The following is a 15894-nucleotide window of genomic DNA, read 5'->3' on the forward strand; positions in this document are numbered from 1 at the left end:
CTTCGTTCGAAGTATCGCCGATCTATCGCATGATATCCTTCAAATAGGCGACATATTAGAATGATCCGCCGTTAAACTTCGCCCACGACAGGAATCCGGCGATGACAGGCGACATCCTTGAGACGGCGGCGGGCGGGCGCCTGACGATCGACCTCGGCGCCCTGGCGGCCAACTACCGCCGCCTTTGCGCGCGGCTCGGCGCTCGATCCGTGGCCGCCGTGGTCAAGGCCGACGCCTATGGCCTCGGGGCCGACCGGGTCGCCTCGGCGCTGCAGGCCGCCGGCTGCCTGGACTTCTTCGTCGCTCACCTGGCCGAAGCGCTGGCGCTCAAGCCGCACCTGGCTCGCAACACACGGCTCTACGTGCTCAACGGCCTGCAGCCGGGCGCCGAGGCCGCCTGCGCCGAAGCTGGGGTCGTTCCGGTCGTCAACAGCCTGGAGCAGGCCTGCCTGTGGCGCGCCCTGGCCGAGCGGGTCGGCCGTCCGCTGCCCATCGCCCTGCAGATCGACAGCGGCATGTCGCGTCTGGGCCTCTCGCCGGCCGACGTCGACCACCTCGTCGCCGACCCGATCTTTTTCCAGTGGGCGCCGCTCGCCCTGCTGATGAGCCACCTGGCCTGCGCCGACGAGCCGGACAGCCCGGCCAATCCGCGACAGCTGGCCGCCTTCGAGGCCGCCGCCGCCAAGCTGCCCGCCGCTCGCCGCTCGCTCGCCAATTCCGGCGGGGTGTTCCTGCAGGCGGGCTTCCATGGCGACCTCGCCCGGCCCGGCGTCGCCCTCTACGGCGCGGCGCCCAATACCGACCGGCCGAACCCGATGGCCCCGGTCGTCGGCCTCACCGCCCGAGTGATCCAGGTGCGCGACGTCGCCGCCGGTCAGGCAGTGGGCTACGGCCTGACCTACGCCCGCGACACGCCGGGCCGCATCGCCACCGTCGCCGTGGGTTATGCCGACGGCTGGCCGCGCAGCCTCGGCAACCGTGGCGCGGCCTTCTATCGGGGCGTGCGCCTGCCGATCGCCGGCCGGGTGTCGATGGACAGCCTTGGCCTCGACGTCACCGCCCTGGCCGACCACGGTCTCGCCCTGCGGCTCGGCGACGAGGTCGAGCTGATCGGCCCGCACCAGAGCCTGGAAGACGTCGCCCAGCAGGCCGGGACGATCCCCTATGAAATCCTGACCAGCCTCGGTCGGCGTTATCACCGAACCTATCTCGATGCGGCCCAGGCCGTCGTCGAGGCCAAGCCGCTGGAGGCGGCAGCATCATGAAGATCGCCATTCTCGGCAGCGGCGTCGTCGGGACCACCACCGCCTACTACCTGGCCAAGGCCGGTCACGAGGTGACGGTGATCGACCGTCAGCCCGGCCCCGCGCTGGAGACCAGCTTCGGCAACGCCGGCGAGATATCCCCCGGCTACGCCTCGCCCTGGGCCGCGCCCGGCATTCCGCGCAAGGCCGTCCGCTGGCTGATGATGCGGCACGCGCCGCTGATCCTGAAGCCCAAGATCGACGCCGACATGCTCGGCTGGCTGTTCGCCATGCTCGGCGAGTGCACGGCCGAACGCTACGCCATCAACAAGGCGCGCATGGTCCGCCTCGCCGAGTACAGCCGCGACCAGCTGATGGCCCTGCGGCAGGCGACCAACATCCACTACGACGAGCGCATGCAGGGCACCCTGCAGCTGTTCCGCGAGCAGAAGCAGCTCGACGGCGTCGGCAAGGACATCAAGGTGCTGCAGGCCGGCGGCGTGCCGTTCGAGGTGCTCGACCGTGCCGGCTGCGTCGCCGCCGAGCCGGGCCTGGCCCACGCCCGGGACGACTTCGTCGGCGGCCTGCGCCTGCCGGGCGACGAGACCGGCGACTGCTTCAAGTTCACCAACGCCCTGGCCAGGATGGCCGAGGACCTCGGCGTCCGCTTCCGCTTCGGCGTCGACATCCACGGCCTCGACCGCTCGGGCGACCAGGTGGTCGGCGTGCGCACCTCCGAGGGGCCGATCCAGGCCGACCGCTACGTCGTGGCCCTGGGCAGTTTCTCGCCGAGGCTGGTGCGCGAGCTTGGCCTGCGCCTGCCGGTCTATCCGGTGAAGGGCTATTCGATCACCGCCCGCATCGTCGACCCCGACCGCGCCCCGGTCTCCACCTTGCTCGACGAGACCTACAAGGTGGCGATCACCCGTCTCGGCGACCGCATCCGCGTGGGCGGCATGGCCGAGATCTCGGGCTTCGACAATTCGCTGCCGCCGCGCCGCCGCGAGACCCTGGTGCGCTCGGTGGGCAGCCTGTTCCCCGGCGCGGGCGACCTTGCGGGCGCCAGCTTCTGGTCGGGTCTGCGGCCGATGACGCCGGACTCGACGCCCGTCGTCGGCCCGACCCCGCTGCGCAATCTCTACCTCAACACCGGCCACGGCACGCTGGGCTGGACCATGGCCTGCGGCTCGGCCGCGGTGCTCAGCGACATGATCGGCGGCCGCGCGCCCGAGATCGAGACCGCCGACCTCGCGATCGGCCGCTACGACCGCTAGACCGACGCCCCTTTTCAGGAGAATCCACCCATGAGCATCACCCGTCTGCACTCCGGCCCGCGCATGAGCCAGGCCGTCATCCACGGCGACACCGTCTACCTCGCCGGCCAAGTCGCCCTGCCGGGCAAGAGCGTCACCGAGCAAACCCAGGCCGTGCTGGGTCAGGTCGACGCCTTGCTGGCCGAGACCGGCAGCGACAAGTCGAAAATTCTGTCGGCCACCATCTGGCTCGCCGACATGGCCGACTTCGCCGAAATGAACGTGGTTTGGGACGCCTGGGTCGGCGGCAAGGACGCCCCCGCCCGCGCCACCGGCGAGGCCAAGCTGGCCACCCCGGACTACAAGGTCGAAGTCATCGTCGTCGCGGCCCGCTGAGGCCGCGCTAGAGTCTGCTGAATCGGCGTTGCAACTCGGCGCCGTCCGCACCGCCCCGGGCCCCCTTCGCAATCTTGTCCTTTCGCTTTGGCCTCAGCCTTCGAAGCTGGGGCGCTGTGCGCCGGGATTGCGGAGGGGGTTTCGCATGCAGGGTTCGGTGGATCGTCGCGCGTTGCTGGCCGGCCTGGGCGTCGCCGCGACGGCGACGGGCGCGGCGGCTCAGACCGCACCGAAGGGCAGGGGTGTCGCCAAGCCGGCGATCGGCGGGAATTTGCCGGATGTGGTCGTGGTCGGGGCGGGCGCCATGGGCGGCTGGACTGCTCTGGTCCTGCGTGAGCGTGGCTATAAGGTCACCCTGGTCGACGCCTACGGCCCCGGCAATCCGCACGCCTCGTCGGGCGGCGAGTCCCGCAACATCCGCTGCGCCTATGGCGACCGAGAACTCTACAGCCACTGGTCCAATCTCTCCTGGGACCTCTGGCATCAGCGCCAGGCCGAGTTCGGGCGCAAGTTGATCTATCCCAGCGGCATGCTGTGGGACGGCACGCCCGAGATCCTGGCCGCCCAGGCCCGCGTCTTCGACAAGTACAAGATCCCCTACGAGATGCTGCCGCCGGCCGAGGTCGCCAAGCGCTGGCCCGGCGTTCGCACCGACGACATTCCGATGGCCTTCTTCGATGTCCACGCCGGCGCCGTGAAGGCGCGCGAGACCTCCATCGCCGTCTGGGAGACCTTCGAGGGGAAGGGCGGGATCACCCGCATCGGCAATGTCGCCCTCGGCCAAGCCGCTGGCGGCCGGCTGAGCAACGTCACGGTCGACGGCGAAACCCTTTCGGCGGGCGAGTATGTCTTCGCCGCCGGCCCCTGGCTTCGCAAGCTGTTCCCGCAGCAGTTGGCCGAGAGAATCCGCACTCCGCGCGCCGAGTTGTTCTTCATCGGGCCCGCCCGAGGCGACAGCCGTTACCGCTACGAAAACTGCCCTTCGATCAGCGACCGCTACACCTACACCTCGGCCGACATCGGCGGCGGCTACAAGATCGCCGCGGCCACGGGCGACGTGGTCATGGACCCGGACGACGATGAACGCCTGCCCAGCCACTATCTGCTGCGCAAGATCGAGGAATACGTGAAGCTGCGCCTGCCGGGCCTGGTCGGCCGACCGGTGATCCAGGGCTACGTCTGTCAGACCGAGCACACCGCCAACGGCCACTTCATCATCGATCGCCACCCGGACTACGCCAACGCTCTTATCGCCGGCGGCGGCTCCGGCCACGCCTTCAAGATGGGGCCGCTGCTTGGCCCATATCTCGCCGACCGCCTGGCCGGCGTCGCCCAGGATTCCGTGGAGAGGGAGATGTTCGCCATCGCCACTCACACCTCGGCCTTCGCGGCTCGCGCCGATCGCCGGGCCTCCGAGAGCCTCTGAACAGACTCTCGATCACACCGCGCTGCATCGAAGCCCGGTCGAGCTTTGCTCGGTCGGGCTTTTTCATGCTGCTTTGCAGCGAAGCCGGCGTCTTGGCATCGTTGCTTTCGGGCTCCATGGCCGCCGCCTGTTGCAGCAAAACCCTTGGCAATAGCCGAAATGCCGAAGAGGTGGACTTTTCTGCTGCGATTGCGCTGGCGCCGCTTTCTTTCGCTGCGGCGCCGCAATTTCGAGCAGTCGCGGACATTGTAACGTCGGGGGCGAGTTTTTTCTTACTATTCGGAGGTTTAGGCGATCCGTCAGAGTGTGATTTCTACCCTGCCGCGACCCTGAAACGTCTCCAGCATTATCTTCTGTGCCCGCGCCGAGATTCAACTTTTGACGAATGTGCGACGGGTCGCATTTGGACAAATCTGCTTGCCGCCCGGCCTCAGCCTTTTCGGCATCGGGAAGCGTTTCCGACCGGGCCATGCGGGACCGGAGGGGCGCTTCCCTCACCGAGGGGGATATTCGGATGACGATACGTACTCGAGCATTTTGTTTCGCGGCGGCCTCCACGCTGGCTCTCGCTGCTGCCGGCGCCGCCTTCGCCCAGGAAGCCTCGGCGGTCGAAGAGATCGTGGTGACCGGCACCCGCGGCCAGCCGCGCACGGTGCAGAACTCTCCGGTTCCGATCGACGTGCTGGCCGCCGAGGAAATCCGAGCGGTCGCCGCCAACGACACCGTCGAGATCCTCAAGAACGTGGTGCCGTCTTACAACGTCAGCCGGAACGTCAACTCCAACACCGGCACCTTCATCCGCCCGGTCTCGATCCGCGGCCTGCCGGAAGACAAGACCCTGCTGCTGATGAACGGCAAGCGCCGTCACAAGACGGGCTCGGTCGCAACCTCCGGCTCGGGCGCCCACGGTTCGGACGCCGCCGTCATCCCGTCGATCGCCATCAAGTCTGTGGAAGTGCTGCGCGACGGCGCCGCCGCCCAGTACGGCTCGGACGCCATCGCCGGCGTGGTCAACTTCACCCTGAAGGACAATCGCGAAGGTCTGGAGCTCAGCGCCCAGACCGGCCAGTACTACGAAGGCGACGGCACCAGCTATCAGCTGGCCGGCAACCTCGGTCTGCCGCTGTTCGACCGCGGCTTCATCGACATCGCCGCCCAGTTCAACATGGACGGCCGCACCGACCGCTCGACCCAGTTCCGCACCAACACCTTCGCTCCGACGGCCGTGTTCGACGCCGAGGCCTACGCCGCCACGAACCCCGGCTTCGCCGCCTTCTGGGGCCTGCCCGGCGGTCAGCACATCCAACGTCAGGGCGCGCCGGACAGCTCGTCGGCCCGGGCGATCCTCAACGCCGGCTATGAGCTCGAGAACGGCACCAGCCTCTACGCCTTCGGTAACTGGTCGTCCTCGCGCGCCCAGACCGACGCCAACTTCCGCTATCCGACCGCCAACCAGCCGGTGATGGACGTGCCGGTGCGCCTGGCGGACGGCTCCATCTTCAAGTGGAACCAAGTGTTCCCCTACGGCCTGCGGCCGCAGTTCGCCGGCTATGTGCACGACAAGAGCATCGCCGGCGGCTGGAAGGGCGAGAGGACCGACGTCCTCGGCGGAGACCTCGCCTTCGACGTCTCAGGGCGCTACGGCTACAACCAGATCGTCTACAAGGTAAAGGGCACCATCAACGCCGGCGTCGGCCCGACCGGCAAGGACCAGATGGAGTTCCGCCCGCTCGACTTCCGCTCGGAAGAAAAGTCGTTCAACACCGACTTCACCTGGACCAAGGAGGTCGGCTTCCACTCGCCGCTGGCCCTGAGCTTCGGCACCGAGCTGCGCAAGGAAACCTACATCATCAAGCCGGGCGATGACGGGTCGCTCGCTGTGGGCGCCTACTCCACCGTCGATCCCTATGACTTCTGCACCGGCGGCAACTCCTTCGCTCCGGGCCAGACCCTGCGCCCGACCGCGCCGCAGAACATGGGCATCAACTGCGGCCTGTCGACCGACCCGGTCTACCGCACGCTGCCGCAGGGCCCGAACGTGTTCTCGGGTACGCCGAAGTCCGCCGCGGGCGACTTCAGTGTCGACGCCAAGTCGGTCTATGTCGAAGCCGCGACCGACATCACCGACAAGCTCTTCGTCGACCTTGCCGCCCGCTACGAGGACTTCTCGTCCTTCGGCTCGACCTCGAACTACAAGGCGGCCGCCCGCTACGAGATCGCCGACTGGCTTGGCGTTCGCGGCTCGGTCGGCACCGGCTTCCACGCTCCCAGCCCCGGTCTGCTCAACACCACCTCGGTGTCGATCAGCTCCATCGACGGGGTCGCCCTGCAGGCGGGCACCTTCCCGGCCTCGAACCCGGTGTCGGTGTTCCTCGGCGCCAAGCCGCTGGGTCCGGAAGAGTCCAAGAACCTTTCGCTGGGCTTCACCCTGCATCCGTTCAGCGGTTTCGACCTCACCGTCGACGGCTATCAGATCAAGATCACCGATCAGATCTACTCGACCAGCAACATCGCCGTGACCCCGGCCATCGCCGCGGCGATGACGGCGGCGGGCGTGCCGGGCGCTTCCAGCATCGCCCAGGTCCGTTTCTTCCAGAACGCCTTCGACTCCACGACCAAGGGCGTCGATGTGGTCGGCACTTACAAGTACAACTGGGAGAACGGTCAGCGCACCACCTTCACCGGTGCGTTCAACGTGAACACCTTCAAGATCGACGACATCAAGATCGCCGGTCTGTTCAACGCCCAGTCGGTGTTCAACTTCGAGAACAACGCCCCGCGCTGGCGTGGCATCCTGACCCTCAGCCACACCTGGAACGCTTTCCAATTCACGCTGCGGGACAACATCTTCGGCCAATCCAAGATCCAGTCGACCGTCGCGCCCTTCCCGATCCAGACCTACAAGGCCGGCGTCCAGCAGGTCGATCTGGACGTGAAGTACACCTTCTCCGACACCTACAGCGTCAGCGTCGGCGGCCGGAACATCTTCGACAAGTATCCGGACATGGACAAGCTGCAGCTGCTGACCAACGGCTCTCAGTGGCGGGACGGCCCGGTCGATATCCAGGGCGGCTTCTACTACGTCCGCCTCGACGCGAAGTTCTGATCCAAACCGATTGCCGGCGAGGGACGCTTCGGCGTCCCTCGTCTCGTTCCCAGAGGGAAGAGACGATGAACAAGCAAGATCGCGAACTCGGCATGGGCCGCAAGATCTCGCGCCGGGACTTCGTCCAGGGCGTCGCGGTGGCCACCGCGGGGGCCGGCGCGCTCGGCAAGGCGGGATCGGCCTTCGCCCAGGCCGCCTCGTCCGCAGCGCCCGGCCCGAACCCGGCCACATACCCGCCGCTCCGCCTCGGCCTACGAGGCATGCACCCGGGCGCCTTCGAAGAGGCCCACAATCTGCGCGACGGGAAGGCGTTCTCCCCGACGCCGGAATCGACCGGCGAGGTCTATGACCTGGTCGTGGTCGGCGGCGGCCTGTCGGGCCTCGCCTCGGCCGTCTGGTACCGCAAGGAAGCCGGCCCCACCGCCAAGATCCTGGTGCTCGACAATCACGACGACTTCGGCGGTCACGCCAAGCGCAACGAGTTTTGGTACAACGGCCAGCAGTACCTGGCCAACGGCGGCTCGTCCTACCTGGTCGCCCCGCCCGAGTGGCAGGTCGAGGCCAAGACCTTCCTCGACGATCTCGCCGTCGACTGGCGCAACCCGCGCTACGCTCGCACCGGCCGCCTGCAGACCAACCTGAAACTCGGCGCGGCGACCTATTTCAACAAGAAGCACTACGGCAGGGATTCGACCGTTCTCGGTTCCTACGAGGACCCGACGACCGACTTCCTCAAGAAGACACCGCTGAACGCCCAGATGCAGGGCGAGGTGCTGCGCCTCTTCACCGGCAAGGTCGACTACATGGCCGGCCTGTCGAAGGACGAGAAGATCGCCAAGCTGCGGTCGATGACCTATCGCGACTATCTGCTCAACGTCGCCAAGTTTTCGCCGGAGATCATCGGCTACTCGGGCGGCGCCTGGTGTCTCGGCGCCGACATGTGCACCGCCTGGTTCGCCTTCTTCCGCTACAGCCCCGGCTTCGACGGCCTCGGCCTCGAGCGCCCGCACATGTCGCCGGAAGGGCCCGAGCACCGCGCCACCGACTATAACTGGGTGTGCGGCAACTCCGACCTCGCCCGGCTGATGGTCCGCTCGCTGATCCCGGACGCCCTGGCCGCCGGTCCGTGGCTGGCGGTGGAGGGCCAGCGCGTCGACTATTCGACCCTCGACCGACCGTCGAACGCCACCCGCATCCGCGTCAGCAGCATCGTGGTCGCGGCCAAACACATCGGCGCTCCGGGCCCGCAGTTCGAGCCGGAAGGCCGCGAGGTGCTGGTCAGCTACATGAATGGCGGCAAGCTGGTCAGCGTGGTGGGCAAGCACGTGATCATGGCGGGGATGAACAACGTCATCCCCTACCTCTGCCCCGACATGCCCGAGCCGCAGAAGGCCGCCCTGCACTCGGCCGTGCGCGCGGTGAACCAGCAGACCAACGTGCTGTTCCGCAACTGGGAGTCCTTCGCCAAGCTCGGCGCCAGCCGCATCGGCGCGCCGCACAACTTCTTCGGCACGATGAGCATGGGCGGCGGCACGCTGGTCGGCGACCAGGCCCCGATCAAGGATCCTTCGCAGCCGATCGTCGTCGGCTTCGGCACAGGCGGAAACTCGGGGGTGCTGTCGAACATCACCATGGCCACCGAGCTGTGCGACGGGGCCGTGCCGGACAGCGGCTCGATCGACGACCACTTCCGCATGGTCCGCATGGGCATGCTCAGCAAGGACTTCGCCTTCTGGGAGCGGCAGATCCGCCAGATGGCCGCCAGCGCTCTCTCAGGGACCAACTTCGATCCGGCGCGCGACATCGTCGGCATCACGGTCAACCGCTGGCCGCACGGCTTCGCTACCGGCCGCAGCACTTTGGAGGACGATCCCAACCAGATCTCGCCGACCGTCATCGCCAAGCAGAAGTTCGGCAACATCGCCATCGCCAACTCCGACGCGGCCGGCACCAGCCTGGCCCAGTCGGCGATCTACGAGGCCTATCGCGCCGTGCAGGACCTCAAGCCCCGCTCCTTCGGCTTCTACGAATACATTTAGCGATCCTCCCCGACCGCTAGCGCGGGCGTGTTCCTCCCCAAGGACGCCCACGCCACTTAGGCCCCCGGAGACCTCGAAGCTCCGGGGGCTTTTTTGTGTTTGGGGCAACAAAAAAGGCGGGGCATGAGCCCCGCCTTTGGCAGCTTGGCGGACAGGGCGTGCTACCAGTCCATCGCCTCCCATTTGCGGTAGACGATCTTATTGTTGGGATAGGTGTAGGTCAGCGTCTTGAGGTCGTCCGACAGCGTGTAGTGGTAGCGGTCGGTCTGCTTGCCGAAGCGGACGATCTGCACGTCGAGGTTCTTGTCGTCGACCTTCTTCAGCTGCACCACGTTGTAGGGCGTCGAGCCGGCGGCCGAATGATACTCCAGGCTGTCGCTGCCGTCGGGCTGCGCGGCCCAATGGCCGGTCGAGTAATTGCCGTTGGCGCCCACCGTCATGAAGGTCACCAGGATCTTGCCGTCGGCGGTGTAGGCGAAGCTGCGCAGGGCCGACTTCGGCTTGGCGCCGCTGTAGGTCGACAGCGCCATGTCCGCCTTCCACAGGCCGATCAGGCCGGGCGGGGCCTGCTCGCGGGCATCGCGATGCTGGGCCGAAGCGGCGGGCGCCGCGGGGGCCTGAGCCTGGGCGGCGAGGCCCAGCGCCAGGGCGGCCGTCAGGGTGGTTCCGAATAGGGTTCGCATGCGACTGCCTCCGTCCGCGGGGTGATGTCTGCGGGCGCCGAAGGCCTTGTCCGGGAAGGATAATCCCTGCCGCCCCGGCGCCAGAGTGCGGCCGGAGCGGCAGTATCTTTTACCGTCTTTGCGGCTCGGGCCGCGCAGCGCGGCTTTAGATGTCCGCGATCTCAGCCGATCAGGCTGGCGACAGCCTTGCCGCAGTTCTCGGTGTTGGCCGAACCGCCGAGGTCGCGGGTGCGCGAGGCGGCCGAGCCGAGGCTCTCCTCGACGGCCCTCAGGATGCCGGCGGCGGCGTCCGCCTCGCCCAGGTGGTCGAGCATCATAGAGGCCGACCAGATCTGGCCGATGGGATTGGCGACGCCCTGGAAGGCGATGTCGGGCGCCGAGCCGTGGACCGGCTCGAACACCGAGGGCTGCGAACGGTCCGGGTTGATGTTGCCGCTGGGCGCGATGCCGATAGTGCCGGTGCAGGCCGGGCCGAGGTCCGACAGGATGTCGCCGAACAGGTTGGAGCCCACCACCACATCGAAGCGGTCGGGGTTCATCACGAACTGCGCGGTCAGGATGTCGATGTGGTACTTGTCGGCCCGCACCTCGGGGTACTTCTTGGCCATCTCGTCCACGCGCGTGTCCCACCACGGCATGGTGATGGCGATGCCGTTCGACTTGGTGGCCGAGGTCAGGTGCTTCTTCGGCCGGCTCTGGGCCAGGTCGAAGGCGTATCGCAGCAGCCGGTCGGTGCCGGTGCGGGTCATCACCGTCTCCTGCAGCACCACCTCGCGGTCGGTGCCCTGGAAGGCGACGCCGCCGACCGCCGAGTACTCGCCCTCGGTGTTCTCGCGCACCACCCAGAAGTCGATGTCGCCCGGCTTGCGGCCGGCCAGCGGGCAGGGGACGCCCGGCATCAGCCGCACGGGGCGCAGGTTCACGTAAAGATCGTACTCGCGCCGGAACTGGATCAGCGAGCCCCACAGCGAAACGTGGTCCGGCACGGTGTTCGGCCAGCCGACGGCGCCGAAGAAGATGGCGTCGACGTCGCCGATCCGCGCCTTCCAGTCCTGCGGCATCATCTCGCCGTACTTGGCGTACCAGTCGCAGCTGGCGAAGTCGTGCCACTGCAGCTCGATGTCGAAGCCGTAGGCCTTGCCCGCCGCCTCCAGCGCGCGCACGCCCTCGGGCATCACTTCCTTGCCGATGCCGTCGCCGGGGATGACGGCGATCCTGTATTTGCGCTTCTCGCTCACGGCGGACTCCTACTGCGGGTCGAGCTTCAGGCCGCCCCAGTGGAAGGCCTTGGTTTCCAGGTATTCTTCGATGCCTTCGCGGCCGCCCTCGCGGCCAAGGCCGGAGAACTTCACCCCGCCGAACGGCGCCATCTCCATGGCGATCGAGCCGGTGTTGAGGCCGACCATGCCGAACTCCAACGCCTCGCCCACCCGCCACGCGCGGTGCAGGTTCTCAGTATAGAAGTACGACGCTAGGCCGAAGGGCGTGTCGTTGGCGAGGCGGATCGCCTCGGCTTCGGTCTCGAATTTGAAGATCGGCGCCAGGGGGCCGAACGTCTCCTCATAAGCCAGCCGCATCTCGGCCGTGGCGCCGGTCAACACCGTGGGGGTCGAGAAGCGCGTGACGTCGCCGTCGCTCTGCGCCACGGCCGCGACCTGGGCGCCCTTGGCCAAGGCATCCTCCAGATGCTCGGCCACCTTGGCGGTGGCCGCGGCGTTGATCAGGGGGCCGATGGTCACGCCCGGCTCGCGACCGTCGCCGACCTTCAGCGCCCGCACGGCGGCGCTCAGTGTCGCGACGAAGGCGTCATGGACGCCGGACTGCACATAGATGCGGTTGGCGCAGACGCAGGTCTGGCCGGCGTTGCGGAATTTCGAGGCCATCACCCCGGCCACCGCCACCTCGACGTCGGCGTCGTCGAAGACGATGAAGGGCGCATTGCCGCCGAGTTCCAGCGACAGCCGCTTCAAGGTGCCCGCGCACTGCTCCATCAGCAGCGCGCCGACGCGGGTCGAGCCGGTGAACGACAGCTTGCGCACCGTCGGGCTGGCCGTCAGCTCAGCGCTGATGCCCTGCGGCGCGCCCGTGACCACATTGATCACCCCGGCCGGCATCCCGGCCCGCAGCGCCAGTTCGGCCAGGGCCAGAGCGGTGAACGGGGTCAGTTCCGAGGGCTTCACCACCATGCTGCAGCCGGCCGCGAAGGCCGGCGCGCACTTGCGGGTGATCATGGCGGCGGGAAAGTTCCAAGGCGTGATGGCGGCCGAGACGCCCACCGGCTGCTTCAGCACCGTCACCCGACGGTCCGCGGCCGGGGCCGGCACGTCGTAGCCGCCTATGCGGCGGCCTTCCTCGGCGAACCACTTCACGAAGGTGGCGGCGTAGGCGATCTCGCCGGCCGCCTCGGCCAGGGGCTTGCCCTGTTCGGCGGTCATGATCTTCGCCAGGTCGTCGGTGTTGGCGACGATCAGGTCGTGCCAGCGCTCCAACACCTTGGCGCGTTCGCCGGCGGTCTTGGTCTTCCAGCTTTTGAAGGCGGTCTCGGCGGCGGCGATCGCGCGCGCCGTCTCGGCCTGGCCAAGCGCCGGGATCGTCCCCACCGTCTCGCCCGTCGTCGGCGAAACGACCGTGAGGGTCTCGCCGCCATCGGCGGCGATCCAGGTGTCGCCCACCAGGGCGCGTTCAATGAACAGGCTCGGATCGGCCAGCGTGGGGCGGCCGGTCGACGCGGCGTCGGGGGGCGGGGGCAGGGGGCGATTCATCGGGGCGCTCCTTTCACGGCGGCGCGTCGTCTGGGCGCCGGCCGGTGTGATCGCAGCCTAGAGCGGTCACGAAACAGCCGCGTCAGTCGGCCAGGGCGGTGGGCGGCAGAAGCTGCCGTTTTGCGACCGCCGCCCAGGGTGCGGCGCCGTCCAGGCTGGAAGCGCCGGCGGGGGCCTCCGCGCCTCAAACCTCTGAATACGCGTGACTCCGCGCGCGTGAGATGGCGAAACGCGCGGCGGCAGGATGTGCCGCGACGAGGTCGAAATTGCTCCGCCAGCCGCTTAGAACCGGCGAATTTCGCGATGAACCTCCGCCCTCGGCGTGGTCCGATGTCGGTCGGGCGTCATGGTCGATGCCCGGCGCGCGGGCGCTGACATGGGGCGATCGATGATCAACTGGATGCGGCGCAAGCCGATGGACCTTGAGAGCGTCGCGCCGGAGCACCGGCTCAAGCGCACCCTCAGCTGGTGGCACCTGATCGCCCTCGGCGTCGGCGCCATCATCGGCACCGGCATCTACACCCTGATCGGCGTCGGCGCCGGCATGGCCGGCCCTGCGGTCATCCTCTCCTTCGCGGTCGCGGGCGTCGTCTGCGCCTGCACGGCGCTGGCCTACGCCGAGGTCGCCACTCTCATCCCAGCCTCGGGCAGCTCCTACACCTACAGCTATGTCGCGCTCGGCGAGGTCATCGCCTGGGTGGTCGGCTGGAGCCTGATCCTCGAATACTCCCTGGTGGTCAGCGCCGTGGCCGTCGGCTGGTCGGGCTACGCGGTCAGCTTTCTGAACGCGGTGGGCATCCATGTGCCGGCCGCCCTGGCGGCGGGGCCGCACGCGGGCGGCCTCCTCAACGTGCCCGCGGTCGTGATCACGGGCCTCGTCACCCTACTGATGGTGGCCGGCGCGCGTGAGAGCGCCACCTTCAACGCCGTCTTGGTTGTCATCAAGATCGTCGCCTTGATCATCTTCGCCGCCGTCGCCCTGCCGCATTTCAACCCGGCCAACTTCCACCCCTTCGCGCCGTTCGGCTTCGCGGCTCACAAGGTCGGCGACGTTCAGCAGGGGGTGATGGCCGCAGCCGCCATCATTTTCTTCGCCTTCTACGGCTTCGACGCCATCTCCACCGCCGCCGAGGAAGCCAAGAATCCAGGGCGCGACCTGCCGATCGGCATCATCGGCTCGATGGTGGCCTGCACCGCCATCTATGTGGTGGTCGCCGCCGCCGCCGTCGGCGCCATGCCCTTCCAGGAGTTCGCCAGGAGCTCCGAGCCCCTGGCGATGATCGTCCGCCAACTCGCCGGCGATCAGCTGGCGGCGATGATCGCCGCCGCCGCCGTCATCGCCCTGCCGACCGTGCTGCTGGGCTTCCTCTACGGCCAGACCCGCATCTTCTTCGTCATGGCCCGCGACGGCTTCCTGCCGATGAGCCTCGCCAAGGTGAACCCGAAGACCGGCACGCCCGCCCGCATCACCATCATCACCGGCGTGCTGGTCGGCGCCCTGGCCGGCTTCGTGCCGCTCGACGAGATCGCCGCCCTGGCCAACGCCGGCACCCTGCTGGCCTTCGTCGCCGTCGGCGTCTGCCTCTTGGTGCTGCGCAAGACCGCCGCCGATCAACCGCGCATCTATCGCACGCCGCTGGCCTGGATCGTGGCGCCGCTAGGCATCCTTGGCTGCCTCTACCTGTTCTTCAGCCTATCGGAGAAGACCCGCGTCTTCTTCTTCGTCTGGAACGCCGTCGGGCTCGTCTGGTACGTCGCCCAATCCCTGATCAAGGCCCGCGCGGCCAAGGCCTGAGACAATCCGTATGAGCAGCGTGCGTATCGCCGAAGACACAACGGCCGGCGACCTTTCGGCCTTCCTCGTCACCTGGACCCTGGCGCTCGACGCCGGCCCTCTCGACACGGCGGCCATCGCCGCGACCCTGGCCGAGACCCAAGCCGCCGCGCAAGGCGAGGGGAGCCTGGCCGACACCGCCGTCGAGGCCTACAAGACGGCCCTGACCCGTCTTGGCCGCAATCCGAACCGCTACCGCATCTCGTCCGACGCCCTGCTGCGCCGCACCCGCAAGGACGGCGTGCCGACCATCCTGCCGCTGGTCGACCTCAACAACGCCCTCTCCATCCGCTCCGGCCTGCCGATCGGCTGCTACGACGTCGCCAAGGTCGACGGCGAGATCGTTCACCGCCAGGGCCGCGAGGGCGAGGTGATGGCCACGCTCGGCAAGGGCGACATGGACGTCTTCAAGCTGCCCCTCCTGGCCGACGCCGCCGGTCCCTTCGGCTCGACGGTCAGCGACAGTGTCCGCTGCTCGATCACCGAGGCGACCACCACCCCCCTGTTCGTCCTGTACGGGTACGGGGATGTCGACGAGGCGGCGCTGCTAGCCATGGTCGCGGAGGTTTGCGCCCGCGTCGGCGGCCGGTTCGGCGAGGCTCCGCGTCTGATCCGCGCCTAGGTCGGTTTTTCGTCCCGCCCTCTTGGGGGCTCAGTCGCCCCGGGTCAGCCTCTTCACCGAGGCATAGCCCTTCGAGATCGGACTCTTGATGACGATGTAGGAGAAGTATTTCGAGATGCCGATGTTCTTCTCGAGGATCTTCTCGATCACTTCCTGATAATCGCCGACGTTGCGGACGACGAACTTGACCATGTAGTCGAAGCCGCCGCTCACGAGGTGGCACTCGACCACCTCCTCGAAATCCAGGATGCCGCGTTCGAACTTGGTGAAGTCCGCCAGCTTGTGGTCCGAGAGGGTGATGGAAGTGAAGACGATCTGCACCGAGCCCAGCTTCGCCAAGCTGATGTTGGCCCCGTAACCGGTGATGTAACCGCTATCCTCCAGGCGCTTCACCCTGGCGAGGCAGGGGCTGGCTGAGAGCCCCACCTTGTCGGCCAGTTGAGCGTTGGTCATCCGGCCGCTCTTCTGCAGCTCGGCCAGGATGTTGATATCGATACGGTCCAGCTTCGGGGCTTTGAACATCGGTCTC

The 15894-nt window shown here is 67.8% G+C and carries 12 protein-coding genes; 8 read left to right on the forward strand and 4 right to left on the reverse strand.

What is annotated here, in order from left to right:
- Positions 1-101: 101 nt before the first annotated feature.
- The 6 genes from alr (at position 102) to ACFLIT_RS13250 (ending at position 9464) form a co-directional block, all read left to right on the forward strand.
- Positions 102-1265, forward strand: a complete 1164-nt coding sequence (alr, locus tag ACFLIT_RS13225) for an alanine racemase (RefSeq protein ID WP_479911715.1) — start codon at positions 102-104, stop codon at positions 1263-1265.
- On the forward strand, positions 1262-2518 hold the full coding sequence (locus tag ACFLIT_RS13230) for a D-amino acid dehydrogenase (RefSeq protein ID WP_479911716.1): 1257 nt from the start codon (positions 1262-1264) through the stop codon (positions 2516-2518). Before alr ends, ACFLIT_RS13230 begins: the two co-directional genes overlap by 4 nt.
- Before the next feature lie 30 nt (positions 2519-2548).
- Positions 2549-2893 carry a RidA family protein gene (locus ACFLIT_RS13235; protein ID WP_479911717.1) on the forward strand — a complete coding sequence of 115 codons (345 nt, stop codon included), beginning with the start codon at positions 2549-2551 and terminating at the stop codon, positions 2891-2893.
- 145 nt (positions 2894-3038) lie between these two features.
- Positions 3039-4319, forward strand: a complete 1281-nt coding sequence (locus ACFLIT_RS13240) for an NAD(P)/FAD-dependent oxidoreductase (protein ID WP_479911718.1) — start codon at positions 3039-3041, stop codon at positions 4317-4319.
- Between the two features lie 514 nt (positions 4320-4833).
- Positions 4834-7425, forward strand: a complete 2592-nt coding sequence (locus ACFLIT_RS13245) for a TonB-dependent receptor plug domain-containing protein (RefSeq protein WP_479911719.1) — start codon at positions 4834-4836, stop codon at positions 7423-7425.
- 65 nt (positions 7426-7490) lie between these two features.
- Complete coding sequence (locus tag ACFLIT_RS13250) at positions 7491-9464, forward strand: NAD(P)-binding protein (protein WP_479911720.1); 1974 nt, start codon at positions 7491-7493, stop codon at positions 9462-9464.
- A 161-nt stretch (positions 9465-9625) separates the two neighbouring features.
- Here the strand turns inward: ACFLIT_RS13250 and ACFLIT_RS13255 are convergent, their stop codons facing one another.
- The 3 genes from ACFLIT_RS13255 to ACFLIT_RS13265 all read right to left on the reverse strand — a co-directional run bounded on the left by ACFLIT_RS13255 (position 9626) and on the right by ACFLIT_RS13265 (position 12909).
- On the reverse strand, positions 9626-10147 hold the full coding sequence (locus ACFLIT_RS13255; RefSeq protein WP_479911721.1) for a hypothetical protein: 522 nt from the start codon (positions 10145-10147) through the stop codon (positions 9626-9628).
- Between the two features lie 161 nt (positions 10148-10308).
- A complete protein-coding gene (locus ACFLIT_RS13260) occupies positions 10309-11385 on the reverse strand; it encodes a tartrate dehydrogenase (protein ID WP_479911722.1) in 1077 nt (358 codons plus the stop codon).
- 9 nt (positions 11386-11394) lie between these two features.
- Complete coding sequence (locus tag ACFLIT_RS13265) at positions 11395-12909, reverse strand: NAD-dependent succinate-semialdehyde dehydrogenase (protein WP_479911723.1); 1515 nt, start codon at positions 12907-12909, stop codon at positions 11395-11397.
- 388 nt (positions 12910-13297) lie between these two features.
- On the opposite strand from ACFLIT_RS13265, the gene ACFLIT_RS13270 reads away from it, so the two are divergent.
- Both ACFLIT_RS13270 and ACFLIT_RS13275 read left to right on the forward strand, forming a co-directional pair.
- Positions 13298-14704 (forward strand): amino acid permease, encoded by a 1407-nt coding sequence (locus ACFLIT_RS13270; RefSeq protein ID WP_479911724.1) that lies wholly within the window; start codon positions 13298-13300, stop codon positions 14702-14704.
- 10 nt (positions 14705-14714) lie between these two features.
- The gene (locus tag ACFLIT_RS13275) at positions 14715-15365 is read left to right on the forward strand and encodes a B3/B4 domain-containing protein (protein WP_479911725.1); all 651 of its coding nucleotides are present in this window, start codon (positions 14715-14717) and stop codon (positions 15363-15365) included.
- 30 nt (positions 15366-15395) lie between these two features.
- Here ACFLIT_RS13275 and ACFLIT_RS13280 read toward each other — a convergent pair whose 3' ends face one another.
- Positions 15396-15887, reverse strand: coding sequence for an Lrp/AsnC family transcriptional regulator (locus tag ACFLIT_RS13280; protein WP_479911726.1), 492 nt, complete (start codon positions 15885-15887; stop codon positions 15396-15398).
- Between the last annotated feature and the right edge of the window lie 7 nt (positions 15888-15894).

This window comes from Caulobacter sp. HJHS_5 (genome assembly GCF_056683955.1).

Coding starts and splice junctions, on each gene's coding strand:
- ACFLIT_RS13230 (WP_479911716.1), top strand. CDS start 1,262: ATGAAGATCGCCATTCTCGGCAGCGGCGTCGTCGGGACCACCACCGCC.
- ACFLIT_RS13265 (WP_479911723.1), bottom strand. CDS start 12,909: ATGAATCGCCCCCTGCCCCCGCCCCCCGACGCCGCGTCGACCGGCCGC.
- ACFLIT_RS13270 (WP_479911724.1), top strand. CDS start 13,298: ATGATCAACTGGATGCGGCGCAAGCCGATGGACCTTGAGAGCGTCGCG.
- ACFLIT_RS13240 (WP_479911718.1), top strand. CDS start 3,039: ATGCAGGGTTCGGTGGATCGTCGCGCGTTGCTGGCCGGCCTGGGCGTC.
- ACFLIT_RS13255 (WP_479911721.1), bottom strand. CDS start 10,147: ATGCGAACCCTATTCGGAACCACCCTGACGGCCGCCCTGGCGCTGGGC.
- ACFLIT_RS13245 (WP_479911719.1), top strand. CDS start 4,834: ATGACGATACGTACTCGAGCATTTTGTTTCGCGGCGGCCTCCACGCTG.
- ACFLIT_RS13275 (WP_479911725.1), top strand. CDS start 14,715: ATGAGCAGCGTGCGTATCGCCGAAGACACAACGGCCGGCGACCTTTCG.
- ACFLIT_RS13250 (WP_479911720.1), top strand. CDS start 7,491: ATGAACAAGCAAGATCGCGAACTCGGCATGGGCCGCAAGATCTCGCGC.
- ACFLIT_RS13280 (WP_479911726.1), bottom strand. CDS start 15,887: ATGTTCAAAGCCCCGAAGCTGGACCGTATCGATATCAACATCCTGGCC.
- alr (WP_479911715.1), top strand. CDS start 102: ATGACAGGCGACATCCTTGAGACGGCGGCGGGCGGGCGCCTGACGATC.
- ACFLIT_RS13235 (WP_479911717.1), top strand. CDS start 2,549: ATGAGCATCACCCGTCTGCACTCCGGCCCGCGCATGAGCCAGGCCGTC.